Origin of the sequence: Zwartia panacis (assembly GCF_030410395.1) — a bacterium.
Classification (GTDB): Bacteria; Pseudomonadota; Gammaproteobacteria; order Burkholderiales; family Burkholderiaceae_B; genus Zwartia; species Zwartia panacis.
This window is the reverse complement of the sequence record NZ_JAUHHF010000003.1, coordinates 48,886-75,209: the sequence shown is the minus strand read 5'-3', so window position 1 is coordinate 75,209 and position 26,324 is coordinate 48,886. Positions and strand designations below refer to the sequence as shown.

At 52.6% G+C, this 26,324-nt stretch carries 11 protein-coding genes (1 of these 11 running past the window's edge); 4 read left to right on the top strand and 7 right to left on the bottom strand.

Features of this window, described 5'->3' with window-relative positions; all coding sequences use genetic code 11:
• Window positions 1-3: 3 nt before the first annotated feature.
• From QWY30_RS05110 to QWY30_RS05100, 3 genes are all read right to left on the bottom strand, one after another.
• Window positions 4-2,019, bottom strand: a complete 2,016-nt coding sequence (locus QWY30_RS05110; protein WP_290238834.1) for a TRAP transporter permease — start codon at window positions 2,017-2,019, stop codon at window positions 4-6.
• A 106-nt stretch (window positions 2,020-2,125) separates the two neighbouring features.
• Window positions 2,126-3,079, bottom strand: a complete 954-nt coding sequence (locus QWY30_RS05105; RefSeq protein ID WP_290238832.1) for a TAXI family TRAP transporter solute-binding subunit — start codon at window positions 3,077-3,079, stop codon at window positions 2,126-2,128.
• Window positions 3,080-3,247: 168 nt separating this feature from the next.
• Window positions 3,248-3,868: a carboxymuconolactone decarboxylase family protein gene (locus QWY30_RS05100; RefSeq protein WP_290238830.1), complete on the bottom strand. Its 621-nt coding sequence runs from the start codon at window positions 3,866-3,868 to the stop codon at window positions 3,248-3,250.
• 430 nt (window positions 3,869-4,298) lie between these two features.
• Between QWY30_RS05100 and QWY30_RS05095 the strand changes: the two genes are divergently transcribed.
• The 4 genes from QWY30_RS05095 (at window position 4,299) to QWY30_RS05080 (ending at window position 8,372) form a co-directional block, all read left to right on the top strand.
• The gene (locus tag QWY30_RS05095; protein ID WP_290238828.1) at window positions 4,299-4,712 is read left to right on the top strand and encodes a surface-adhesin E family protein; all 414 of its coding nucleotides are present in this window, start codon (window positions 4,299-4,301) and stop codon (window positions 4,710-4,712) included.
• Window positions 4,713-4,730: 18 nt separating this feature from the next.
• Entirely contained in the window at window positions 4,731-5,960 is a 1,230-nt protein-coding gene (locus QWY30_RS05090; protein ID WP_290238826.1) for an MgtC/SapB family protein, read from the top strand.
• An 83-nt stretch (window positions 5,961-6,043) separates the two neighbouring features.
• A complete protein-coding gene (locus QWY30_RS05085; protein ID WP_290238824.1) occupies window positions 6,044-6,760 on the top strand; it encodes a response regulator transcription factor in 717 nt (238 codons plus the stop codon).
• 19 nt (window positions 6,761-6,779) lie between these two features.
• Window positions 6,780-8,372, top strand: a complete 1,593-nt coding sequence (locus tag QWY30_RS05080; protein WP_290238822.1) for an MBL fold metallo-hydrolase — start codon at window positions 6,780-6,782, stop codon at window positions 8,370-8,372.
• 3 nt (window positions 8,373-8,375) lie between these two features.
• Here the strand turns inward: QWY30_RS05080 and QWY30_RS05075 are convergent, their stop codons facing one another.
• From QWY30_RS05075 to QWY30_RS05060, 4 genes are all read right to left on the bottom strand, one after another.
• Complete coding sequence (locus QWY30_RS05075) at window positions 8,376-9,272, bottom strand: cupin-like domain-containing protein (RefSeq protein WP_290238820.1); 897 nt, start codon at window positions 9,270-9,272, stop codon at window positions 8,376-8,378.
• A 5-nt stretch (window positions 9,273-9,277) separates the two neighbouring features.
• Window positions 9,278-10,090, bottom strand: a complete 813-nt coding sequence (locus tag QWY30_RS05070; RefSeq protein ID WP_290238818.1) for a phytanoyl-CoA dioxygenase family protein — start codon at window positions 10,088-10,090, stop codon at window positions 9,278-9,280.
• Window positions 10,091-10,123: 33 nt separating this feature from the next.
• Window positions 10,124-11,035: a phenylalanine 4-monooxygenase gene (phhA, locus tag QWY30_RS05065; RefSeq protein ID WP_290238816.1), complete on the bottom strand. Its 912-nt coding sequence runs from the start codon at window positions 11,033-11,035 to the stop codon at window positions 10,124-10,126.
• Between the two features lie 155 nt (window positions 11,036-11,190).
• Window positions 11,191-26,324, bottom strand: partial view of a non-ribosomal peptide synthetase gene (locus QWY30_RS05060; RefSeq protein ID WP_290238814.1) — the 3' portion only. The gene runs 4,213 nt beyond the window's last position; the window shows 15,134 of its 19,347 coding nt (coding positions 4,214-19,347); its start codon lies off the right edge, out of view; the stop codon is at window positions 11,191-11,193.

The window sequence follows — 26,324 nt, the reverse complement described above, 5'->3', positions numbered from 1 at the left end:
AGATCAGCTAGGCGCTAGCCGCTCATTTTTTCTATGTCTCATCACCTGGGTGATCAACACTAGGATAAAGCCGGCAAAACCCACCAAGTCCGCCCAGTTGTCTGGATAGGTCAGGGCAACGCCTGCGATGACCATGATGGTGCGCTCAAGCATGTGCGTCTTTTCGATGAACCAGCCCTGCAGACCGCCTGCCAGACACACCACACCTACGGCTGCTGTGAACGTGATCCACCCAATTTGCATCCAGTCGGCATTGGCCAGCGCTTTGGTGGAGCCCATCAATAAGAGACTGGTACCTTCATCGCCCAGCACAAACATGAAAGGCACCAGAATCGCAGGGGCAACGTATTTCCATGTCTGTAGTGTGGTTTTGTAAGGATCCCCTTTGCAGATGGCTGCCGCTGCGAAAGGCGACAGTGCGGTCGGAGGCGAAACTTCGGATAACACCGCGTAATAAAAGATGAACATATGCGCGGCAAAATCCGGTACGCCCAAGTTGATCAGTGCAGGGGCCGCGATCACCGCGCAGATGATGTATGAAGCGGTCACAGGCACGGCCAGACCAACCACCCACACGACTAGTCCCGTGAAGATCGCCGTCAAGAGCAAGGAGCCCCCTGCGTACTCGATGACGATCGAGCTGAATTTCAAGCCAAGGCCAGTCAGGGTGACGGTGCCGACGATCAAGCCTGCGCCTGCGCATGTAACCGCGATGGACAACACGCCAGTCGAACCATTCGCGAGCGCTTTCACGAGATTGGATTGATAGAAGCCTTTGAAAAAAGGTTCGCGACCACGCAACCAGTCATAAGAAATAATCGCCGTATCGCGTCTGAGCATGCTGGTGGCAGCAGAGACGATCGTGGCCCAAAAAACGGACATGATGGGCGAGAAGCCGATCATCATGAAGACGACGATCGAGATGAGCGAAAAGAAATGGAACCAATATTTTTTGGTGAGAGACCATGCGCTTTCTGTTGCAGCAAATGACATTTTTTTCATGCCATATTTGCGCACGTCGATTTCCACCATGATGAACAAACCAAGGTAGAACAAGATGGTCGGAATACACGCCATCAACAAGACATCAAGGTAGGAGATCTTAAGGAAGTCAGCAATCAGGAAAGCGGCAGCTCCCAAGACTGGAGGGGAGATGATGGCGCCCAAGCCGCCTGCGGCGAGCAAGCCACCCGCGGCATTTTTGTCGTATCCCACCTTGTCCAGCATCGGTGCGGCGACAGAGCCCACTGTCACAGTCGTGGCGACCCCCGAGCCCGAGGGACCGCCTAGCAAGAACGATGAGAGCACAATCGTGCGACCCACTCCTGAAGATTTGCCACCCATGGCGGCAAAGGAAAAGTCGATGAAAAATTTTCCCGCGCCAGTGAACTGTAAAAATGCGCCGAAGATAGTGAACAGAATGATGAGCGTGGCTGAAACATCCAGCGCCGTCCCATAGATGCCCTCGAGGGTCATGTACATGAAACCGACAAAGCGACCGATGTCGTAACCTTTATGCGTCCAGGGGGCGGGAAGGTAATTGCCGAACAACGCATAAAGTATGAAGAGGACTGTCACGGTCACGAGAACCATGCCGTTGGTGCGACGCAAGCCTTCAAGAATCATCAGAATCAAACCAATGCCGATTGCGATATCGAGAGGCAGGGGTTCGGTATTGCGATCAGTAAAGTCGTCGCCACCGTTCAAAATATAAAACGCCACAAAGATCGAAAAACAGGCGATGATCAAGTCCCACCACATCAGCCGATTTTTAAAACGCGCGGTGATAGGAAAAGTCAGGAAGACTAAAAATAAAACCATTGCAAGGTGAATCGTACGCAATACTTGTGTGGGCACGATCTCGTACGCAGCGTACAAATGAAAGACCGACATGCCAACTGCGCAAAGCGTTAAAAATATCGCGAGCCAGCCTCGATAATCATTTGCATCGCCTTCTTCCTGGCGGATGAGTTCATCTAGTTTTTGTTGGGTGGCGCGATCGATGGACGACTCACTCATGGTTCTACCTGGTTCTATTTATAGTTGTGTTGGATAAAAAATTTCAGCAAGTACGCGCGATCACGTACTTGCTGAAGGGAGGGCATTAGGTCTTAATAGAACATCTTTAGTTGACGTTCTGACCCTTTTCCTGGAAATATTTCAATGCACCAGGATGGAAAGGCAGAGGCGTAGCCGCAGCTTTCTGATTTTCCAGTTTCACGCTTTCATACTCGCGGTGTGTGCGAACCAATTCTTCTTTGTTATCAAAAACGGCTTTGGTGATTTTGTAGGCTTCTTCCTCGGGCATCTGACCGTTGACGACCAAGATGTTTGAAACTGAAGCGTTTTTGTTATCACCTGCCATGCCTGAGTAGGTCGACTGAGGTATGGTGTCTTTAAAGTACAGGTTGCCATATTTCTTGTTCATGGCGTCCACGGCATCAGCATGGTCAATCATGACGATTTTCGTGCCGGGGGTGTTCGCCAAATCAGTCACTGCGGCGGTGGGCAGACCACCGACCCAGAAAAACGCGTCGATCTTGCGGTCTTTAACAGCGTTGACGGATTCTGCGACCCCAAGACGCTCGCGTTTCACGTCTTTATCTTTATCCAGCCCTGATGCTTCGAGCAAACGGAAAGCCATCACTTCTGTGGCGCTTCCTGGACTGCCAGTACTGACGCGCTTGCCTTTGAGGTCCTTCATTGTCTTGATGCCACTGGCTTCTGTGGTCACAACATGCATGCGGTTGGGGTACAGGACGAGGAGTGTTTTGACGTCGACTTTACGACCGGAGAACTTGTCTTTGCCATCGAGTGCGTCTTTGGCCGCATCGGACATGGTGAAGGCCATGTAAGGTTTGCCTGAGCCGATCAGCTTCAAGTTGTCGACGGAACCGCCAGTGACTTCCGCTGTGGCAGACATGCCGGGTACTTTCTTGGTCAGTACGGATGCCAGACCGCCGCCCATGGGGTAGTAGACGCCGCCAGTTCCGCCAGTCGCGATCGAGTAATTTTGTGCATGCGCAGCACCGGCGCAAACCACTGCAAAACTCAGGGCAAGAGTTTTAATAAGCTTCATTGACATCTCCGAAACGTTTTTTCTTGAGTCTCTAACCGAAAGGTTCATCACGATCCTTTTCACGGTTAGAGTCATGTTGATCGAAGATAACCCAAAATAACGTGTAGCTCAATGCAGGTTTCCCTGTAGATCACGTTAAATGAGAGCAATTGGGATACTTGCTGGTCTTTAGAGCTCCGGGATCGGCACCGCGCCATCTGGTAATGGCGTGCGGTTGACGTTCAGCACCATCGACACCATCACGTAATAGCCGCTGACAACCATTAAATCCACAACGCCTTGTTCGCCAAACAAGTCAAGAACGGCTTTGTAATGTGCGTCGCTGACTTGATGCGTGGTGTGTAGTTCGTGACAGAAGTTGTAGACAGCTTCTTCGTCCGGTTGCATATTTTTAGGACGCTTTCCTTGTGCAAGATCTGTGGCGAGCTCCGGGTTTAAACCTTCCTTGATGGCTAGGCGAAGATGTGCGTACCATTCGTATTGTGCGGTCCATGTACGTGCAGTGACGAGAATGGCAAATTCGTTGAGCCGTTTGGGGATGCTGCTTTCAAAGCGGAGATATTCACCCACTTTGCGCAAACGCTCAGCGAGTACAGGACTCCGTAAAAGCACATTGAATGGTGCGCCCAGACTTGTCGCACCTTGAACGACGCCCTTGCTGCCTGTTCCAGAAACAGGGCCAGACATCAGGCCATTGAAATAGATTTTTTGATCAGGCGTCATCTCATCGAGATGGATTCGTTTGAAACGTTGCTGATCGGTACTTTGGTTTGAGTCATGTTGGTTCATATATTTAGTCCCCTCGAGTCATTGATCTTGTAGATGCGTACCAAGCAAATTGGTTTGTCAAAACTAATTGTTACCATTTGAAAGAATTTTAATAGTTTTATGGTGCAGATATTCGTTGGAATATATATATGTTTTGCGTGATGGCAGTTAGAATCGAAGAGTGTTTGTTTGATTGAAGGAGTGATGGCATGGATCTCATTTTGCGCCGACTTCAAGCAGTTATTCTTGCCCTCGCACCTCATGGTGGTTCAAAGAGGCATGCAGCAAAAAACGGTCCTCAAGTCCAAGGCTGTCTGAGAACATACTGGTCGTGATATAAGAATGGCTTGGTAATGCCATTCTTTGACAGGGGTTACTCCCCGGGTCGATCATAAAAAGACTTCAAATCAAAGAATCGAATTCGGATCAACGCCCATAGGGGCAGGTGCCAATGATGAACATTCCTGGTTTGAAGCCATTTTTCAAATACGCCCTGTTGGGGCTTGGTTTCCTTGCAGGTGCCGCTCAGGCCCAATGGCTGAGTTTGCACGAAGACACCTCAATGGTGACCTACACAGAGCGAGGTGAAATTGTTCGCACCGATATTTTCGTCAACGTCGCTGAGCTCTTGGATTACAAGCAGAAAATGCGTGATCAGCAAGGCGTCGTTTTTCAATCTGTGCTGATTCGTGCTCAATACAATTGCCGCGACAATCGGGTGCGGACTTACACAATCGATTTTCACGAAGAGCGCATGGCAAGCGGTGAAATCGTCAAGACTGAAAAGGTCTATAGCCAATGGCAGCCGATCAATCCAAGAAGTGTCGAACAAAATTTAAAAAATTACGCTTGCGATCCCAAATAACGCTGATAAAGGTGTTGTATGGACTGGGATGAGGCACTAAGAGGTCTGGTGACTGCACTCGGTCTGGGAATGTTAATCGGTGTCGTGCGAGAGCGCGCTCATTTGCTGACAGTGGCCAAAGCCGGGACGCGAACGCATGCCCTGATCGCACTGCTGGGAGCGGTGACCTGGGGTTTGGGTTCATGGGCGTTTGTCGCCGCCTTGCTTGCGATTGGTGCGCTGGCAGTGATTGGTTATCTTAAAACTTCGGATGCGGACCCAGGCATGACGGGTGAGGTCGCCATCGTCCTGACTTTTGTACTGGGCGGCCTAGCGAGGGATCAGCGCGTCCTGGCTTCTGCGCTCGGCGTTGTGGTTGCCATCTTGTTGTATGTCAAAAAGCCGTTACAGCATCTGACACGAGAGCTCATCACTGATCATGAGCTTGAAGATGCCTTGATGCTTGCGGCAGCTGCGGTGGTGGTGTGGCCTTTATTGCCGCAACAGCCACTCGATCCCTGGGGCGTACTGGACTTGCATATGGTCTGGAGACTGGTTGTGCTCGTCATGGCGGTCGGCATGATTGGACACATTGCGCAACGTGCTGCTGGGGCCCAGCTCGGGTTGCCTATCGCTGGATTTTTTTCTGGTTTTGTTTCCTCGACTTTGGCCGTTGCGTCGTTTGGTATGCAGGCCAAAGAAGCTCCTGTGCTGACGGCTGTTACCAGCGCGGGGGCGTTGTTGGCGAATCTGGCGTCGCTACTCTTGATGGCGGCTGTTCTTTTTGCGGCCGCGCCCGAGCTCTTGAATGACATGCTCATCGTCCTCGCCGTGAGTGCGGGTGTGCTGATCGTGGCAGCTTTGCTGTGCCTATTAAAAGACGGTCATCGCGTGGTGTTGCCCGAAGCAGTGAGTGCCCGTGCGTTCAAGCTGACGCATGCCATATCAATCGCCGCCATCATCGCCTTGGTGATTGTCATGACGGCTGGGTTACGCGAGTTTCTGGGTGAAGCCGGAGCACTGATCTCGGCAGGTTTAGTCGCTTTGGTCGAGCTTCAGGCTGCTGCGGCAAGCATTGCTCAGTTGAGTTCGACCGGAGGGCTTGAACCCCAAGCGGCTCAATGGGGTGTATGGATCGTGCTGGCTTCGGCCTCACTTGCCAAGGCCGTGCTGGCTTTCGTGAGTGGCGGACGACTCTATGGCCTCTATGTAGGAGGTGGCCTGATTGCGATGATCATGGCGTCGATACTGGTCATGATCCTTCAGTGAGAGCTTCTGCGAGAGGTTTGCATTGGAAATACGATCCTGACAATTAGAATGCTGGACTTGGATACACCCTCGTCCGGCACACAATGAGTCAGTCTAATTACGATGTCCGCATCGCTTTGGTTGAAGATGATCCCTTGCTACGCAAGGAGATTTTCTATCATCTCAAAGAGACGGGTTTCCAGGTGTTTGGTGTCGCAAACGGAAAGTCCCTCGATGAATTGCTCATCACGGAACCCATCGATATATTCATTCTTGATCTGACGCTTCCAGGTGAAGACGGACTGAGCATTGCCAGACGGATTCGTCACAGTATTCCCAAGGTTGGGATTGTCATGATGACTGCACGTGGCTCGACTGCCGATCGGGTCAAGGGCTATGAGTCTGGCGCGGATATTTACCTTTATAAACCTGTCTCACCCGAGGAGCTGACCGCTGGCCTCCATAGTCTGATGCGTCGGCTCAATATGGGTGTGCTGAATAAACGCTGGAAGCTCAGACTCAAAGACAGATCGATCACGGGGCCCGCTGAATGGCAGCGCGCCATACTGACCAACAGCGAAAAAGTGTTGATGGTGGGGCTCATTCAGGCGCCCAACCATACGCTGGAAAATGAAGTCATTGTTGAAATTCTCAGTCAGCGCTCCGGATCTGAAGACATGGGAAAGCGTGCGTTGGAAAGTCTGGTGAGTCGCTTGAGGCGCAAGCTTGGCGAGATCTCTGAGCCAGGCTCGGATGTTGCGCTCAAATCAGTCTGGGGCGTGGGATATCAACTTTGTATCGCAGTGGATATTGAACCCTGAATTTTTGAATGGAAAAAGAATGTCTGAATTAGTGATCTTAAAAGCGGATGTGGTGATCGAGCCTTTGGTTGAGAGGTGGTATGCCTGGTCGCATCTGATTTCACCTGCGACCGCTGCGTTGAATGTTCCCTATAGGCATTTGACTTTACTCGAGTCTTTTGTCAACGCTCCGGACGTTCATGCTGCGGCTTGTCAAAACCCAAACCTGCGTGGTGGGCCTTTTGTCGATCTTCCGGCAAGCGCTGTTGATGAAGTGCGTGATTTGATTGCCCGAACCAAAGAGCGTCAGGCTCAGCAGATCGAGTTTGGCGAAGCGTTACGTACTGCTTACCGCAACCTTTTAAAGCAAGCTGACGGATTCAGTATCGAGAAGTTTTATGAAACTTTGCCCGCACCGGTCAGGGGGTACGTCGAGTTGTATTACACCTTGGGAGGTCATCCTGATTTGCGTGTGATTGAGCCGCTGCTCTACAAGAGTCCAGCCTACAATCCTGCCTCGCAGTCTGCCCTGATTTATCAGGCGAACGGAGATAATCGCGCCTTCGTGTTCAGCACACCGCGCTTGTCACGTTCTGATGCCGTAGAACTGATACAACCTTTTAGTGACGAAATATACGACTATCTGGCGGCTTTGCGTATTACGCCACAACCTCTTGACTCAGTGATGGAGCGTTTGGCGCGAGCAGGGGTTACTGATAAGAAGTTTCTGGATTTTCTGACGAATCAGGTGCCTGACGTTGTCGAACGCAAGCATGAGGGCGGGACCCGTTGGCGCTACTTTGGACATGCCTGCGTACTGGTCGAAGCAGATGATGGAACGAATGTACTTGTGGACCCAATTGTTGCTTACGACACGAATGGCGGCATTGAACGTTTAGTGTTGAGAGACCTGCCAAGCCGTATTGATTTTGTTGTGCTGACACACAATCATGCTGACCATGTCCTATTGGAGACTCTGTTAGCTTTGCGCTACAAGATCGATACGATTATTGTCCCTCGTGCTGGTGGAGGGCTTGCAGACCCATCGTTAAAACTCATGCTTGAGTCTATTGGATTTAAAAAAGTAATCGAACTTGATTCCTTAGATAGTGTTGAAAGCGGCAAAATGCAAATCACAGCCTTGCCGTTTCTTGGGGAGCACGGAGATCTTGATATTCGTTCCAAAGCAGCTTGGTTGGTTAGAGCTGGCACGCAAAATTTGCTTTTTGCAGCCGATAGCAACAACCTCGAACCCCTGATGTATGAACATCTCAAACAGATCTTTGGTCCCATCGAGACTTTGTTCATTGGTCAGGAGTGTCAGGGTGCACCTTTCAGTTGGATTTATGGACCTTTACTTCCAGTAGCAGTTGATCGTAAAAAAGATCAGACTCGACGCCTTAACGGGTCAGATGCAGAACGTGGGGTCAAAGTTGTTAAAAGTTTGGGTAGCCAACGCGTTTATGTTTATGCGATGGGGGCTGAACCGTGGCTTCAATACATAACAAGTATTGATCCTTCGGAGGATACAGTGCCCGCTGTGAACGCAAGGATGCTCGTCGACGCATGTCGGGATCTGGGTTTGCAGGCTGAACGTTTGTTTGGCAGCGCGGACGTCACGCTGCCAGCATAATTATTAGTTGAAGAAGCGCTTGATCCGCTGTTTGAGGCGGAACAGGTGCGACATTCCGTACAGATATGCCGCTTGAGGGGCTTCTTTGTAACGCCATATGGGATCAACTTTCCAGAAGCGATTGACTGAACAGATGTAGTCGTTGCCTAGCGCTTCGATTTCATGCCACCAACCCACTGGCATATAAAGCGTTTCACCTTCCGCTAAGTCAACCATGCGTCGTTCTGCAAGTGCCGCACGCAGACGGGGAAATTGGTCAAAATCCGGACGATCAATATATACCTGACTAAAATTTGGTGTCAGTCCGCCATGTGACATCTCGAAAGGGTACAGCCCCTCTTGAATGCTAGGGGGAAATAATGAAACACGTTTGGTGCCACGAAATTGTGACAGGGTGCCATCTTGGCCATCGTAGTGCAAGGGCTCGACGTGCCCACCCGGTCCAACCCAAACGTTCACGTCGTTGGGCAGTTGTCGGCGCAGACCGGTCTTTTCAGCGATCAAATCGATGCCTGGTCCGACTACCCGTCGGAAGGGGGTCTTGCCCATATCGATCATCGCAAGATAAATACTGTCGCGTTTTGCAATGCCATTTTTGAGAAGTTCGCAATATTCGCTGACGGTCATCTTGCGGATTTCGCAATAGCTTTTCCATTCTGCTTTGGGTGTCTGAAAGCGATCAGGACCATAGACCCGCACAGGCACTTCCATACTGCCTACGAGAGACATTAATTTCTCGGCATCGACTGGGACTGAGTCACTGAACGCATCGGTCAGGATCACAGGTTTATTCTGACGCTGAAACTCGTTGAAAAATATCTCAGGCGTGAGGTAATTGACCGAAATACGCTCGATGGAATCGTGCCTTGAATGTGCAAAACTTTGTGGAGGATGAATCATATTTCTCAAGCGGGTACGGCGAGTTGTTCGGTGTTTAGTGCCACAAGGGGGCGGTAGTCGCGTCCGTTGAGGAATTCTGGTCTGAGATTTTTAGGCTGCGTGATAGGTGTATTGCTGACTGCGTTGTAGGTGAGAATCGCAATTCGGCGGTTTCGCGGTGAAATGTTTGGCGGGGAAGCATGCACAAGATTTCCGTGGAACCAAACCGCGGTCCCTTTTTTTCCGGTCGCTGAAAACAAGCCACCTCTTTCAACAAGCTTCGTAACGAGAGGCGCATCAATTTGATAAGTAAGAGATGCGCTGACGTTGCCTTCCCAGCCTGCGGGTGCATCAGGGGCTTTGGGAGTATCGACACAGCCAATGAGATGAGAGCCAGGAATGAAAAATAGTGGTCCGTTGAATTCATCAATGTCATCCAGAAAAATCATGACGCTGACAATGTTGGCTGTCGGGATGTTGTCCTCGTTTCTCCAGTAGATATAGTCCTGGTGCCACGGCCACATTTCTCCGGAAAAGGCCTGCTTGACGTTTACTTTAAGTTGATGAATGTAGACTTCATCTTTCAGGAGCTGTTTTGCAGGCGTCAGAAACTGAGGCGCGCGTATCAAGTCACTGTAGGTTTCATCGTAAAGATGGCAGCCATGAAAGGCGCGATATGTTTTGCCGTCTTTTTCCAGGACATGCCCAGGGTAGGACTGAGTCTGAAACTCCAGCGTGCATGCAAGAAGGTTTTCTACCTCTTCTTGGCTGAGCGCATCGCGCTGGACAAAGTATCCGTCCCGCTCGTAGGCGTCAATTTGATTGGCTGTCAGTGTCATGATTTCGTAATCCAGTCTATTGGACGTGTCTACTCAGGCGGCGGTTGCTTGAGGTTGTTTTTGTTCGTGATAATGCAATGTGCCGCATTGGATGACTGCATCCTCATCGGTGATCTCACCTAACTCGATGTCTGGTGTGCCGGCTAACTCAGCGGCGAGCGACTCAAGATTAAGCTGTGCAATATGGATAAGATCATTCATGTTGTTCAGGACAAAATATGTTTGCTGCAAATCGTAAATCCAGAACTCAGAGCGCATGACGCGTCTTGCATCAAACTTGACTAAATTGGGTGATCGGTCTTCGAGAGCAAAGAGAATTTCTTTTTCGGAAGAGGCGATGGCTGCACCGAAACTACGAAGGCCATCTTCTTCTTGCACCAGCCCGACTTCGACGATGTACCAGTAGAGCCTAGCGATGCGCTCGAGCAGATCAGTTTGATTCAGCTGGTGAGCTTTAACGGCGGCTTTGCCGCAGCTTTGGATGAAATCGCCCATCAGGGGGTACATCAACAGCGGGATATGACCAAAAATATCGTGAAAAACATCCGGATATTCCTGGTAATCCATTTCGTGTGGTCTACGGATGTAGCATCCAGAGGGGAATCGACGGTTAGCCAGATGTTCAAAGAACACATTGTCAGGCACGAGCCCCGGAACAGCCACAACTGTCCAGCCAGAATGCTTGTACAGACGCTCGGAGAGTTCGACAAAATTGGGGATTTGTTCTGAATCCATCGGCAGCTCTTTGATGCCACGCTCAAACAGCTCGCAGGCACGTCCTTTCATGAGCTTGGTCATGCGCTGATAGAGCGTTCGCCAGGTCGCATGCTCTTGGTCCGTATATCGTTCCCATCCCTGATCAATCGTCCAGTCAGGACGCTCAGGCTGATAGTTTTCTAAATTCAATGGGTCAGCTGGTGCGACCAAATCTTTTTGGCTAGACATAAACATCAGTATCCGTCGTCGAGAGCCTAGAGCTTAATGATTAATCCGCCGGGACACCTCTCAATTACTTGCAAAACAAGGGCTTGCGAACGATCGGCTGATACATTTTGGGTGCGTCAGCCGATCTTCCTAAAAATGCTTTGAACAAAGCGGGTCTAAGGGTTGGAAAGGTAGCGATTAATTGCCGTTGCAAGCGAAACCAGCGTCTCTTGTCGCCACAGAATATCCGAGTGACTGGCGGGAATATCGACGGTTTGAGCCTGATTTGTCGTATAAGGCGACCAGTCGAAAACTGCTGGATTTTCAGGCGGGACCTCGAGGGTGGCCTTCACCAGCAAGATGGGTGCCTGAACGACTGGCAGGACGTGATGCGCGGTCAGACTGCTTGCTTGAACGGAGTGATCAAGCATTCGTTTGAACCAGTCCAGGGGCATTTCGTCGGGAATCATGTTGACTGAGGCCATATGGTCTCTGATTTGCAAGAGTAAACCCTCTTCAGAAGCGAATGCGGCTTGTTCGATGCCCGCATCTTGTGCGATTGCGCTCACAATTTGGCGCGCCCGTTCGTCTGGATCCGCGCTGAGGGTACTGCTGGAGATTGTGGCGGTGTCGACAAGAATCAGTTTGTCGACGAGGCATCCCTGGCGTTCGAGTTCTGCTGCCATCGCGTGCGCGATCGTCCCTCCGAGAGAAGTGCCAAGCAGTCGGTAAGGTCCATGCGGACTGACTTCACGTAGGGCTGCGACATAAACTTTGACGACCTCTTGCATCGAAGTGTGCGGTGTTTCACCCGCTTCCAATCCTTTGGCTTGCAGCGCCCAGACGGGTTGGTCAGCCCCCAGCGCCTGAGCTAGGTTACCGTAAACGCTGGCACTGCCTCCTGCTGGGTGTACGCAAAACAGCACGGGCTGTGAGCCGGTTTTACGTAAAGGCACCAAGGGAGTGTAGGGGCGTGTTTGTCCGGTTTCGATGACGTGTGCGAGTTGTCCAGGTGTGGGGTGCTCAAAGAGTGCACGCATCGGCAGCTCTACACCGCAGGCCTCACGGACTTTAGAAACCAATCGCATCGCTAAAAGCGAGTGTCCACCCAGTGCGAAGAAGTTGTCATGGATACCCACTCGGTTCGCGCCGGTCAATCCCGAGAACAATTCACACAGGATGATTTCCGTATCACTCTGAGGCGCTTGATAGGTTTCGGATCCTGCGATTTCCGGGTCCGGAAGGGCGCGCGCATCGAGTTTGCCATTGGGGGTCACAGGCATACGGCTTAACACGACAAAATTGGACGGCACCATGTAATCTGGCAAGGAGGCCGAAAGTGTGTCTTTCAGATGCGCGATGAATAGACGATTCATATCGCGAACAGTGGGTTGGTTGGCGAGCTCTGTCCATGGGCGCTGCGCCAATTGGTCGCCTGCATAGAGCATATTGCAAGGAATGCCGGTTAACCCTGGTGCAAGACTATGCTTGACAAAATAAGCATCAAAGCATTGTTCGGGATTGGACGAGGAGAACATGAGTCCTGCCCAATAGCCTAGCTTTTCAGCCAGCTCATAGAGCGCTTCGGGCAGTAGTGCTCCTTGAGACGCAAGCTCAATATCGTGAAGCATGCTGGATTTTTTGAGGACAGTATCCTGCTCTTGGCGATCCCTGAGTCGAGACACAATATTCAGGTCTCGCACCAATTTTCCATTTGAGATGCCTTTGACCCATAAGCGGTCGGGTCGTCCCTCCAGAAGTTTGGCGAAATCTTCAATGCCGAGTGGTGTCATTCGCGCATCAAGCGTCTGTTCGTTTGAGGGTATATCGCGATGGGGTGAACGTTGATTCACGTGAATGACTACATCGCAGCGAAAAAGGGACATCTCGTTGGCGTAGATGCTGCGTTTCAAGGTGAATTCTACGTCGCTGATTTCCGAGAAGCGATGCTTGAGTTTCGCAAAGAGCGCAGGATCGAGTAACAACTCCTCTTCCGCTTCAAGGCGGCGTTGCACTTGATCCCTCAACACATGAACAGTCACTTCGGAATCCGCTTTGAAGTACTCAACTGAAGCGGTCCTTAATTCGAGCAGATTCAGCATGCATACGTCGCCGACAAAGATCTGACCGCCATTGCTGAGTTCGTGCACGCATCGACCAAGAACTTCTAGGAAATAGTCGACATTCGGAAAATATTGGGCCACAGAGTTGATGACGATCGTATCGACGGGCTGTTTGAATTTAGGGAAGGGAATGTCGGCAGACTGATGATGCAATGAGACATTCTTGAGACCTAAAGGAGCAAGCTGCTTTTCAAGCGCCGCGATGGTCACGCTCGAGAAATCAATCGCCGTGTAATGATCAATCGCACGCGAGATAGGCAGCAAAAGCAGGCCTGCACCGCAGCCGATTTCAAAAATATGGCGCGGCTCCAGTTCACGAATCCTGCGTTCCGTCAGGTTTCGCCATTCATGCATTTCGACGGGATCAATAGGCTGACCATCATAGCTACTGAGCCATCCGGAAAAGTCATATTCTGCTGAGTTGGGTCCAGCCTTGTCCCGATAAATCGCATCCCAAACTGTATTAAAGTTCTCAAGTTGTTCTTGGTTCGATTGTGTGATTTCTTTGTCAATCGTCGAAGTCTGACCTCTGACAACGTAAGCAACGAGTCGCTTTTCCCCAGAGACTTCCTTGACTTGAACGCTTGCCTGGCTGACCCCTTCAATCGTGGATAGGGCGTTTTCAATTTCACCGAGCTCGATCCTGAAGCCGCGAATCTTGATTTGTTGGTCCGCACGACGGATGTATTCGATATTGCCATCGCTTCCCCATCGGGCCAAATCGCCTGTGCGATACATTCTGGTTCCTTCGGGACCGAAAGGATTGGCGATAAAGCGTTCCGCAGTCAGCCCGGGTCGGTTGACGTACCCCTGGGCAAGCGCAGGCCCTGCAATGTAAAGCTCTCCCACTACGCGATCGGGCACCAAAGCGAGGCTGTCATCCAGAACAAACATGGCATAGTTGTTCATGGGTTGACCAATAGGTGCCGGTGATGTTTGAGATCTGAATACTTCGAGGGAAACCTTTTGTGTACTCGCCCAGACTGTCGCCTCGGTCGGACCGTACATGTTGGTGACAGAATGCCCAAACCTGAGCATCGTTTGTGCCAGCCGGTACGAAAGGGCCTCACCGCCGACCAGCATTCTCAGTGCGGGATGTTGTTCCTTAGTTTCACTGACGACAAGATCCCAAAGAGAAGGGGTGGCTTGCATCATGGTGACGGCATGGTGATCGATCGCTTGACGAAGCGCCGCTGGATTTTTGGTTTCCTCCGGACTGAGTAAAACAATGGTTGCGCCATGCAATAAGGGCAAATAGAGCTCCAGAGCTGCAATGTCAAAACCGATCGTCGTGATGGCCAGTAATCTGTCCGAATTGGAAATTGGCGTGACACGCTGGGCAGACTCTAAAAAGATCGCCAAATTTCGGTGCGTCAGACCGACGCCCTTCGGTTTGCCTGTGCTGCCCGAAGTGTAGATGACGTAGGCCAGATGATCTGGATCGACAGGGACTGTACGCTCTTGTTGTGTAATGGGTTGGATCGATTGTCGAGACATTCTTGTCATCAACATCGGCTGATCCAGCAGTATGGTGAGTGGGCAATTCAAATGGCCTTTGAAGGATTCCGACTCCGACAATTTCGTTGTCGTGACCAGACACTCTGCCTGACTATCCGCCAACATATACTGCAAGCGAGCTGCGGGGTATTCTGGATCAAGTGGTAAATAGGCGGCACCAGTCTGTTGAACCGCCAGCAAAGTGGTCAGCATCTGTGGGCTGCGACTGAGCAAAATCGCAACAAGAGAGCCTGGGCCAATACCTTGCTCAATCAATATCCGTGCAAGTTGCGCTGATTTCCCCAAGAGCTCGGCATAACTGAATGTATCTTCCCTGGATTGTTGTTGATTAATCAGCGCTGTTTGCGTGGCGTATCGAACGGCTAGCTCAGCTAAACGATCCGCAAACAGCACGGGTGAGGTTTTGTCGCGAGGCGCCAAGCCAATGTGTTGAACGCAACGTTTGAGCAAGGCTGCATTTTCATCTGCGCTAAGCAAAGGAATGTTGGCTAGAGCGAGATTTTTATGTTGCGCGAAACTTTGAACAAGATACGCAATGCGTTCGATGATCCAATGAGCATTAGGCTGATCCAGACGTTTCTCGTCATAGGTCAGTCTCAAAAGAAGCTCTTGCCCTGGAACTGCGATCAGTGAGACCGGGTAGTGAGTACCATCGATACCTTGCGAGTCTGTCTGGGTCAGCGTGCCATTTTGTGTTGACTCTTCGCCGACGCCGAGATTGCCTGAATTGTAATTTTCAAAAATGAAGAGCGCTTCAAATAACGATGGTCCGTTCGACTGACTGTGACCAGCAAGTTTTTGAATACGAGCCAGACCCAGATGGCCGTGTGCATCTTGCTGAGCCTGTTCGTCTTGCTGTGTGCGCAGCCAGTCAATCAGAGATTGCTCAGGCGTGAGTGTCAGGCACAATGGTAAAGTTTCGATAAATAGTCCGATCGCTTGATCGATTTGAGTGAGCTGACTGCCACGTCCGTTACGAACACTCCCGATGACAAGTCCGTCTGTGCGACTGATCTTCGCCATCAATAGACCAAAAAGACCTTGGAGTGCAGAGGCTGGTGTCAAACCATGATCACGTGCTGTTTTTTCGAACTCACGGGTGGTCAGAGCATCCAGATGTAACCTGAGATCGCCCATCCCAGGTTTTGGTGAAGCCGGGTGAGGTAGCATGAGCTGACCGGCATCCTCCGCTGCCGCCAGGTGCTGTTTCCAATAAGCGATTGCAGCGTCTTCGGGTTGCTGTTTGAGCCACTTAAGATGGTCTTTCCAGTCGAACGCGCGGGCAAGCTGAATGGGTGAGCCTTTGAGCTCGGCCTCATAAAAGCGAGCGAGGTCTTTTAGCATCAGCGGTGTCGACCAACCATCGAGCACCATGTGATGGTTAGAGATTAAGAGCGCTGTGTTTCTGTTATCCAGTTTGGCTAAGCGCATCCGGAATAACGGTCCGGTCGTCAGGTCAAAGGGCGCATCGATGTCGAGCTGACGAAGCTGTGCGAGGCGATCTTCTTTGGATCCATTCAACTCCGCGATCGTGCACTTGAAGGTCGATCCGTCCAAGATGACGCCTGCTGCTTCGAGTGTCGATGGCGGTGCCACAACGAGCCTCAAAATCTTATGCCTCTCGATCAGAAGTCGATAGGCGCGTTGCATCGCCGCCAGATCAAAATCCCCACTAAAGGTGAAGACCATCTGTACGTGGTAGGGATCGATTGAGTTTTTCTCGCGAGACAAGCTCTCGAATGCGAGGCCCTGCTGCAGCGTCGTGAGCGGTACGATGTCCTCAAGCGTTGGGTACTTTCTGATGAGGATATCAAGCGCGCTTTGCGTCAACGACTGTCCCATCAGTTCGAAATCAGAGGGTGTGTGACGATTAAAGAGAGGATCTTCCAGGCAATGCCGGGTCAACGTGATCAGCGCTTGTGTATACGCATGAATCAACGCCTGAATTGTCGACTCATCATGCGCGTGTTTGCAGTATGCAACACTCAACCGCAGACAACCCTGTGGATCGACCATTGCGTTGATATCGAGTAACTGCATGCGTTGACGATCATCGTCGTCCTGGCAGGCGGTCAATCCACCTTGGTCAAATATCCATTGTTTTTGTTGTTTGCGTGAGGATCCTTCATGATCGTTTTTGTTCTCTTCATTGAACTGTCCCAGATAGTTGAGCACGATCTGAGGCTGCGGGCATCCGTCGAACAGGTGTTTGGTTTCCGGATCAAAGTGACGCAGCACGCCATAGCCGATCCCTTTGTCCGGGAGGGCGCGCAGATCCTCCTTGATCTGTCGCAGGGCGTGACCGGGGGCTTCAGGCGTGGACCAGTCGAGCTGACCGACTCGCAAGCGCAGGGGGAACAGGCTGGTGAGCCAGCCGAGCGTGCGTGTCAGATCCTCGTCGGTCTCGCGCCCGTGGCCCTCGAGGGCGACCAGTGGATCACCGAGCGCGCGCTGGTAACGCTGTTGACTCCACTGGCAAAGCGCCATGCCAAGGGCGGTGAGCAGCACGTCGTTGATGGCGCCGTGATAGACGGCGGGTGCGCGCAATAAACGTTGCGTGTCGGCCTGACTGAGCTGTCCACCCACATGCGCGGAGCTGCCCAGGGTGTTTTGACTGGGCTCGATGATGCGGTCGCAGGGCAGGTCTTGCGCACCCTGGAGCTGTGAGAGCCAAAGTGACTGTTCGCTGCGGCGTGCGCCTTCGGCGCCTTGGCGCACGAGCGACTCGGCCCAGGCCCGCAGGGACATAGTCCGCGCGGGCAGGGACGCGCCGGGTGTGAGCGTGCAGGTCGCGAGATCCTCCATCAGGATGCGCCAGGACACGCCATCGATCGCGAAGTGATGAATCACGAGTAAGAGCAGGGAGGGCGCTTGTGGGCGCAGGACCCAGCGCGCGGCCATGATGCCGCCGGACTGTTGCGGGTCGAGCTCGTTGCTCAGATTCTGGAAGGTCTGGACCATGGACTGCTGGGCCGCCTCTGCGCTGAGCGCGGTGAGGTCGAGCGTGGGCAGCATCAGGGGGGGCAGGGCCGAGGTTGGCTCGATCACCATGCGGGAGCCGGGATTGGGGCCGTGGTCGGAGAGTGCGCGCAAGCGCAGCGCGCCGTGATGATTGCGCAGACGCTCGAGCGCTTCGAGCACCTGGGCGTGGGTGAGTCCGGCGGGCACACGCAGGCAGACGGCCTGATTAAAGCGTTTGAGCGAGCCTTTGAGCGAGAGGTAGTCTTGGGCAATGGGCAGTGGAGAGAATTCGCCTTCTTCGACCCAGACGGTTTGAGCGGTCTGAGCCGAAGCAAAGGTAGCGGCCGCGGCGAGTGCCTCGGGTGTCTGATGTTTAAAGACATCCCTGACACTAAAGACCAGACCTTGCGCGCGGGCTCGACTCACCAGGCGTATGGCCAGGATACTGTCGCCACCTGTCGCGAAGAAACTTTCCTGTCGACCAATTTTCACGTTACCAGTCAGTTCTTCAAACAATTGACACAGCAACGACTCTGAAGCATTTTGCGGGGGATCGTAGGGACGATCGCCCAGATGTGTTTGAGGTTCTGGCAGAGCCTTACGGTCCAGCTTGCCGTTTGGTGTCAAGGGAAGCGCATCGAGAGTCACAAAATGCGTCGGAACCATATGGTCAGGCAATTTGATGCCAAGTTTTTCGCGCAGCACCTCAGGGCTTGGCAGAGATTGTCCTGGTTGAGCGACGAGATAAGCGACCAGTCGTTTTTCATCATTGACCGTCTTGGGAATGACTGCGGCATAGGCGATCTCGCAGAAGATGCTGAGCAGAGCCGCATCAATCTCTCCGAGTTCAATGCGATAACCACGAATTTTGACTTGATCGTCGGCGCGGCCGAGATAGATCAAGACGCCATCGGCACGTCTAAAAACTAGATCGCCAGTGCGATACATCCTCGCGCCAGGTTGAGCAAACGGACAGGCGATAAATCGTTCTGCACTTAGGCCTGGTCGGGCAAAGTAACCGCGTGCCAGACCCTCGCCGCCGATATACAACTCACCGACCGCACCATCCAGGACAGGCTCCAGGTTGGGATCAAGAATATAAAGCTGGGTATTCCAGATGGGGAGTCCGATCGGAATCACCCCTTCGTGGCTGGTACTTTCAGAAACTTCATAGACGCAGCAACCCACAACGGTCTCAGTGGGGCCATATTCGTTGATCAAACGTGTTTCGGGTGCGAATTCTCGCCAAAGCGCGACGGTCGAGGCATTGAGTTGCTCCCCGCCAATCACATATGCATGACTTTGTTGTTTGAGCACCTCCGGTTTGAGCAAATGCCGCAGCGCATCCATGTGAACGGGTGTGGCCTTGACCAAGGAGTAGCCGGTTTGCTGGTTTAAATAATCCGCCAACACTTCGATTTCGTTTTCCTGCGCCAGCAGGTGCACACTGCGACCACTGGCAAGCGGTAGCCAAAGGCTAGAGATCGTCGCATCAAAAGCGATCGAGGTATTGATGGGAGCGCCGCAACCAGCGTCGAGTTTGTAGGCGTCAAGCGCCCAGTTCAGGTAGTTTGTCAGTCCGTGGTGAGACAGCATGACGCCTTTTGGTAAGCCGGTACTACCTGAGGTGTAAATCAGATACACCAGGTTATCCGCTCGCAAGAGACCGCGCCGTTCTGACGAGTCGATTGTTGAAGTCGACAGGCATTCCAACTGAGCATTCAAACTCGCCGCACTCGGGTCGAGTAGGGAGGGTAAAGATTGTCGAACTGTTTTGCGCGCTTGTTCAAAGTCGTGCGCGATATTTGATTGTTCTTGAACAGCCAGCGTGTCGACTAAGGCATCGAAATGTACTGTCGAGGCAATCAGTAGCTTGGCGCGACTATCCTTGAGCATGAAGGACAGTCGTTGAGCAGGATATTCTGGAGCAAGAGGCAGGTATGCGCCGCCAGCTCGCATGATGGCGAGCATCGAAATCACGAGCTCGGGCGTGCGCTCCAGCATGACACCAACGATGGTGTCAGGGCCTACACCATGTGCAATCAGATGACGCGCCAGACGGTTTGCTCGCGCATCGAGCTCTCGATACGAGATGCTATAGGACTGCGCGTCGCGGCCTCCAGTCAGCGCGGGTGCATCAGGGTGCTGTTGGACTTGTCGCGCGATCATGGCTAATAATGAATCTTGCTCGTCATCCAGCTCCACGCAGGCGCCGGAGGATGTTTCGATCAAGGCCTGACGGCTTGAGGGCTCATAAATCGGAACAGCGCTTAGAGCGGTATCAGCGAATCGTTCCAGATTTTCCAGCAGGAATATCAGACTATCGACTAAACGTTCGGCCTGAGCAGTGGTCAGGCGTGCCTGGTCAAAGCCCAGACGCAAGGCGAGCTTTTCACCTGTCATGACTGAAAGGCCGACAGGGTAATGATTACCATCCTCACTTTCCGCGTGCGTGAGTTTGATTTCGGCAAGTGTGCTGTCCGGGTGGCTGACTGGATAGTTTTCAAAAACAAACATTGCCTCGAACAAGGCCGTTCCACCAAAACCCGCCAGGGTTTGGATTTCACGCAAGCCGATATGCGTGAAGCTGTCTTGTTCAGCCATAGTGACTTGCTGATCTCGCAGCCAATCTTTTAGCGCGATGGTTTCAGGTATGGCGATATAGAGAGGAAGTGTGTTGATAAATAGACCGAGTGCGCGATCAACGCCGCGGAGTTCGCTTGAACGACCATTTCGCACACTTCCTATGACGACTTCATTCAAATGGCAAGTGCGTCCCAGTACCAAGGCATACAGTCCCTGAAGCACCGAGGCTTGAGTCAGGCCGTGTTGCCGACCAAATCGCTCGAGCGCGCGTTGCGTATCTGGTAAGACGAGTCGTTCGATATTCTTCATGCCGCCGCGGGTGTCCTGCGGCGCAGGCAAGCTCAATCGGCTGGGCTCAGTCAGACTGTTCAGGTGCTGACGCCAGTATTGATGCGTGGCTTCAGTATCTTGTGCCTCGAGCCACTGCAGATGCTCTTTCCAGGAAAACACAGGTGCGGCATGACGTTGAGCCGCACCACAATGCGCAACGTAGGCATCGGCTAAATCACCCATCAAGATTGGGAGTGACCAGCCGTCCAGAATCATGTGATGATTTGACACCAAGAGCGCATGCTCATTTTGACCAAGTTGGCAATAGGTCACGCGGATCAACGGTCCTTTCTCGAGATCGAAAGGATCGTCAAAGTCGAGCTGTTTGAGCGCGTGAATACGTTCAGTCTTTGAGCCTGTTAATGCGCAGGTACGGAAGTCATTAGTATCAGGGGACAAAATGACAGCGAGTCCGTGGAGTTCGGCTGGGGGAGCCATCACAAGGCGCAAAACGTCGTGACGACGGATAAGCTCATCCCAGGCGGCTCGCATGGCTTTAAGATTGAAGTTGCCCTCAAACGTCAAGACGAGATGAACGTGATATGGATCTTGCTTGCCCTGCGCGAGTGCCAATGACTCAAAGCCCAGACCTTGCTGCAAAGGCGTTAGTGTCACCAGATCGCTGAAATTTGGATGAAGTTGCGCGACACGGTTGAGTTGCTGTTGGGTGATGCGGTGCTTGTTTAACCAGGCAAAATCCGATGGCGTGAAACGACAGGCCAGCGGAGCCTGCTCGCAATGCTCGGCAGTTTTTTGCAAGGTTTGCTTGAAAATCGCCGTCAGTGCCTCAATGGATGCCTTGTCGAAAGCATCGGCGCAATATGAAATGGTAAAGCTGAGCGCGCCATCGTGAGAGATCACGGCATTAATATCCAGGAGGTGTAGCCGTGGACGGTTCTCATCGTCTTCGGCACCGATCAGGCCATCTTCAGTCATCTCCCATTGCATGGGGTCTGCAACGGCTTTATTTTCAAAACGTCCAAGATAATTAAAACCAATTTGTGCCTGCGCATGTCGTCCGCTCGAGAGCTGACTGGCAGGATCGAGATAGCGCAAAATGCCATAACCCAGTCCTTTATCTGGCAGAGCGCGTAAGTTTTCCTTCACGGATTGAATGGCCAGACCGGGGCTGTTGACGTCCTCAAGGGAAATGTCGCCAACAGGCAGTCGAACGGGGAACAGAGTCGTGAGCCAACCGATCGTCCGGGTCAGATCGGCATCAGTTTCTCGACCATGTCCTTCGAGGTCGATGAGTGGGTCACCAAGTTCAGTTTGATAGCGATCCTTTGACCATTGACGCAGTGCCAAACCCAGTGAGGCCAGCAAAACATCATTGATCGAACCGTGATAGACAGCGGGCGCGCGCAAGAGGCGCTCGGTTTCAGATGTTGAAATTTCACTCTGAACATGTGCGACACGTGACAAGGTATTGTTCGCCTGCACAATTGCACGATCGGTTGGGAGGGTATTGATTCCCTCAACTTGAGATAGCCAGAGCGCTTCTTCGTGACGACGTAATCCTTTCTGGCCCTGCTCATTCAGGAATGCGCCCCAGGCGCGCAGTGATACTGCGGGTGTCTCAAGCGAATGAGATGGGTCTTTGGAGAGCGCTCTGAAGTCATCTATTAGAATTCGCCAGGACACGCCGTCTATCGCAAAGTGGTGAATGACAAGCACCAACAGAGCAGGTTTATCTGGCGCGGTGACCCAAAGTGGGGCGAGCATGCCGCCAGGCTTCTCGGGATCAAGTTGGCGACTCAAGGGCAAGACAGCAGCGACGAGCTCTTCCCTGTTTTCCGTCTCTGTGCTGCCAGTCAACGTCAGGCTTGGCAGGGAGAGTTCAGGTGTGTGATCAGGCGTATCAATGACAAACTCTCGAGATGCGCTGCCGCTGATCATCCGCAATCTCAGCCCACCGTGGTGGGCGATCAGCTGGTTGAGTGCGCGTTGCGCTTTGGCGTGGGTCATGCCAAGAGGCGCACGCAGGCAGATCGCCTGATTGAACTGCTTGATCGAGCCACCAAGTTCTAAAAATGCTCGATACACAGGCAATGCGAAAAAATCACCGTTTTCAGAAAGCGCAAAGGCTGAGTGGTGGCCGCTGGTTTGCAGCTCACTTGAATTTTCCTCAACTTTTGCGTCCTGAGCGATCTGCGCAATCGCTTCAGGCGTTTGATGTTTAAACACATCGCGGACAGAGAAGGATAGCCCCTGCGCGCGTGCGCGGCTGACCAGTCGGATGACCGAAATGCTGTCTCCCCCGATTGAAAAGAAGCCGTCTAGTCGACCCACTCGGGTAACGCCAGTGAGCTCGCTAAACAAATTGCACAGCAGTTCTTGTGCAGGAGTCTGAGGGTGTTGGTAATTGCTTTCTTCACTTGAGGATTTGGGCTCTGGCAATGCCCGTCGATCAACCTTGCCGTTGGGGGTCAGTGGCAGATGATCGATCGCCATGAAGTAGGCAGGCACCATGTACAGAGGCAGAACCGTCGCGATCTGTTCGCTGAGTTCTACTGCATCTGGCATAGTTTCGCCGTCTTTAGGGACCAAGTAGGCGATCAGTTTGGTGTCTTCGCCCATGGTGCGGGCATTGACTGCAACTTGTGCGATCCAGGCAAACTCTTTTGTGATCGCAGCTTCGATCTCACCGAGCTCGATCCGGTAGCCTCGAATTTTGACTTGATCATCTGCCCGACCGAGAAACTCAATGGACTGATCGGGGTGCTTGAGCGCGAGGTCGCCGGTTCGGTACATGCGTGCACCGGGGGGACCAAAGGGACAGGCTAAAAAGCGTTCGGCGCTCAATCCCGGACGGTGATGATAGCTACGCGCAAGACCTCCGCCTGCGATATAGAGTTCGCCCGGGACACCCTGTGGGACTGGCTCTAGGTTAGCGTCCAGCAGATAAGCCTGCATATTCGGCAAGGCAGTGCCGATGCTGATCGCGCCGGAGCTGCTCAAACCATCTCGGGCAGGGTCCAGAGGGTGACTCATGGTCGCGCAAACAGTCGTTTCAGTCGGACCATAGGCGTTAAACATCCTCAGTCGACCTGCGAAACGAGACACAATAGAGGGCGGGCAAGCTTCACCTGCTACGACGAGTGTCTTGAGTGTGTCCAGTGCGTCGACCTCAAGGGCGGCGACCAGTACCGGAGGCAGGGTGGCATGGGTGACGCCGCAACGCGCGAGGCAGGGGCCTAGATTCGTGGCGGCATCTGTCCGTAATGCCTGGGTCGCGATCACCAGAGCGGCGCCTGCGCCAAAGGCATTCAGCATTTCCCAGACGCTCGCGTCAAAAGCTTGAGAGGCAAACTGTAGGACCCGATCTGTATGATTCAAGCCAAACAAGGCTCGTTGAGAAAAGACGAGGTTGACGGCTGTCCGGTGTGTGATGCACACCCCTTTGGGCAGACCTGTTGAACCTGAGGTGTAGATTAGATACGCCAAGTTGTCCGGCGAGAGGGGGAGAATCCGTTCTTGTTGGGAGACATGAGCTCCAGATAAAACGCTCAAGCGAATATCGAGAATCTGATCGTCAAGATCAATGAGATTGGGCAGGGGGGTGTCGATCGCCATTTCAAGCGTTTCATACAAGCTGGCAACGCTCAGGACACATTTGGCCTGGCTATCTTGCAAAATATATCCGAGCCGATTGGATGGATACGACGGATCAAGCGGTAAAAATGCCGCACCCGCTTTCAGTACAGCCAGAATCGCAATAAATAAATCAGGCGAACGCTCAAGCATGACGCCCACGACATCATCGGCTTGAACCCCTTGGCTGATCAGATAGCGTGCCAGTTGATTGGCGCGTTCTTCCACCTCGGCATATGTTTGTATCTCGGGACCGGACGTTTGATCTTCAATCAATGCGGGTGCGTCCGGACGAACGGTGACTTGCTCTTCAAACAGTGTGGGCAAATCAAGCTCTGGAGGGAGGATTGACAACGCTGGACCATTTGATTGCGCTAAAAGAGTCTCGCGTTCAGCGCCACGTGTGAGTTTGAGTGCCGCTAGAGGTTGGTGGGCGAGCTCTGGGAGCTCATCGATCAGTGCGCAGAGACGCTCCAAAAATGCCGAGGCTTGAGCGGCATCGATGCGACTTTGATCGTAGGTAAAGCGCAGGCTCAGTCCCTGATCCGAAGGCAATACACCCAGGGCGACAGGATAGCTTGTGCCGTCGTGACCTTCGATGCGTTGGACTTGGAGGTTGCCTACTGCAGTTTTTGAGGGATCCGTTGGGAAGTTTTCAAAGACAAAGAGTGCTTCAAAAAGAGCTTGTCCCTTGATTTTGGATTGAGCCTGGATACCGAGTAGACCGATGTGCGAATGCGCATCTTGCTCCGATTGGACTTGCTGTTGCAGAGCAAGCCAGTCGATCAGTTTCTGACCGCTTGGTATGGCCATGTAGTGAGGCAGCGTGTCAATGAAGAGACCCACGGCCTGATCGATGCCATCGATGGAGACGGTGCGTCCGTTATGCACACTCCCCAACACAATCTCTTCCATGCGACTGATGCGAGCGAGAACAAGCGCGTAGAGACCCATCAGGATCGTGGCTTGAGTCAGGCCGTGTTGTTTGCCAAAGTGATCGAGCGTGGCCAGTGTTTCTGTCGAAAGCAGACGATAGATTTCTCCATTTCCTCGTCCCATTGTGGCAGGTGTCGGAAACTTGACCCGACTAGGCGTGGTGACTGCGTTTAAGTGCTGCTGCCAGAATTGTTGTCCGGGAGTGACATCCTGCGACGTGAGCCACTCTAGGTGTGCGGGCCACGATAGGCTATGCTTGACCGCAGTGATGTCGCCTTTGAGTTGGTCACTGTAAGCTTGTGCAAGCTCAAACAGAATCACCATCAAAGACCAGCCATCCAGAATGACATGGTGTTTTGACAACATGACGGCGTGCTCGCCGTGACCGAGATCCGCGATGCTCAGACGAATCAACGGACCTTTTTCGAGATCGAACGGCTCGTCGAGATCGAGGGACTTGAGTTGTTTGACTCTTTCTTCGGTGGAGCCCTGCAGCTCAATGACGCGCATATCAAGTGCGGCGTGCTCGCGAATGACCGCGATGCCAGGAGCGAGTCGCGAAGGGGCTAGAACCAGACGCAAGACATCATGCCGCGCGACGATGTTGCGCCAGGCTTGCTGCATGGCTTGAACATTCAAGTCGCCACGTAAAACCAGTGCGATTTGAATGTGACATGGATCGGCTGTGCCGGGTTCACGCGCCAGGCTCTCAAACGCCATGCCTTGCTGTGCGGGTGTGAGCGGGACGATATTGTCAAGATTTGGATATTGACGAAGCAGGGCATCGATGATGGCCTGACCCAGAGGTTGGCTCAGCACGCTGTTGGCGGTCGAAACTAAGGGAAAGTCCGAGGGCGTGCGTGTGATCTCGAGAGGTTGCTCCAGGCAATGCTGAGTCACTTGCAATAGCGCTTGTTCATACGCTCTTGCAAGGTGTGATACCGACTGCGCATCGTGCGCGTGCAAGCAATATGAGATTTGAAAGCTCAGACTGCCGTCAGCCCGCAACAGTGCGTTAATTTCCAGCAGGTGCGGACGTTGACGCGCGGGGTCGTCACCTGACATGCCCGACACGGCTTCAACGATCGACCAGGATTGGTTGTGCGATGTGATTTCTGATGTTTCACCTTCGAACTTGCCCAGATAGTTGAGCACGATCTGAGGCTGCGGGCATCCGTCGAACAGGTGTTTGGTTTCCGGATCAAAGTGACGCAGCACGCCATAGCCTATCCCTTTGTCCGGGAGGGCGCGCAGATCCTCCT

Excerpts from the sequence above, each read along its gene's own strand:
- QWY30_RS05110 (WP_290238834.1), bottom strand. The coding sequence starts at position 2,019 with ATGAGTGAGTCGTCCATCGATCGCGCCACCCAACAAAAACTAGATGAA.
- QWY30_RS05105 (WP_290238832.1), bottom strand. The coding sequence starts at position 3,079 with ATGAAGCTTATTAAAACTCTTGCCCTGAGTTTTGCAGTGGTTTGCGCC.
- QWY30_RS05100 (WP_290238830.1), bottom strand. The coding sequence starts at position 3,868 with ATGAACCAACATGACTCAAACCAAAGTACCGATCAGCAACGTTTCAAA.
- QWY30_RS05095 (WP_290238828.1), top strand. The coding sequence starts at position 4,299 with ATGATGAACATTCCTGGTTTGAAGCCATTTTTCAAATACGCCCTGTTG.
- QWY30_RS05090 (WP_290238826.1), top strand. The coding sequence starts at position 4,731 with ATGGACTGGGATGAGGCACTAAGAGGTCTGGTGACTGCACTCGGTCTG.
- QWY30_RS05085 (WP_290238824.1), top strand. The coding sequence starts at position 6,044 with ATGAGTCAGTCTAATTACGATGTCCGCATCGCTTTGGTTGAAGATGAT.
- QWY30_RS05080 (WP_290238822.1), top strand. The coding sequence starts at position 6,780 with ATGTCTGAATTAGTGATCTTAAAAGCGGATGTGGTGATCGAGCCTTTG.
- QWY30_RS05075 (WP_290238820.1), bottom strand. The coding sequence starts at position 9,272 with ATGATTCATCCTCCACAAAGTTTTGCACATTCAAGGCACGATTCCATC.
- QWY30_RS05070 (WP_290238818.1), bottom strand. The coding sequence starts at position 10,090 with ATGACACTGACAGCCAATCAAATTGACGCCTACGAGCGGGACGGATAC.
- phhA (WP_290238816.1), bottom strand. The coding sequence starts at position 11,035 with ATGTCTAGCCAAAAAGATTTGGTCGCACCAGCTGACCCATTGAATTTA.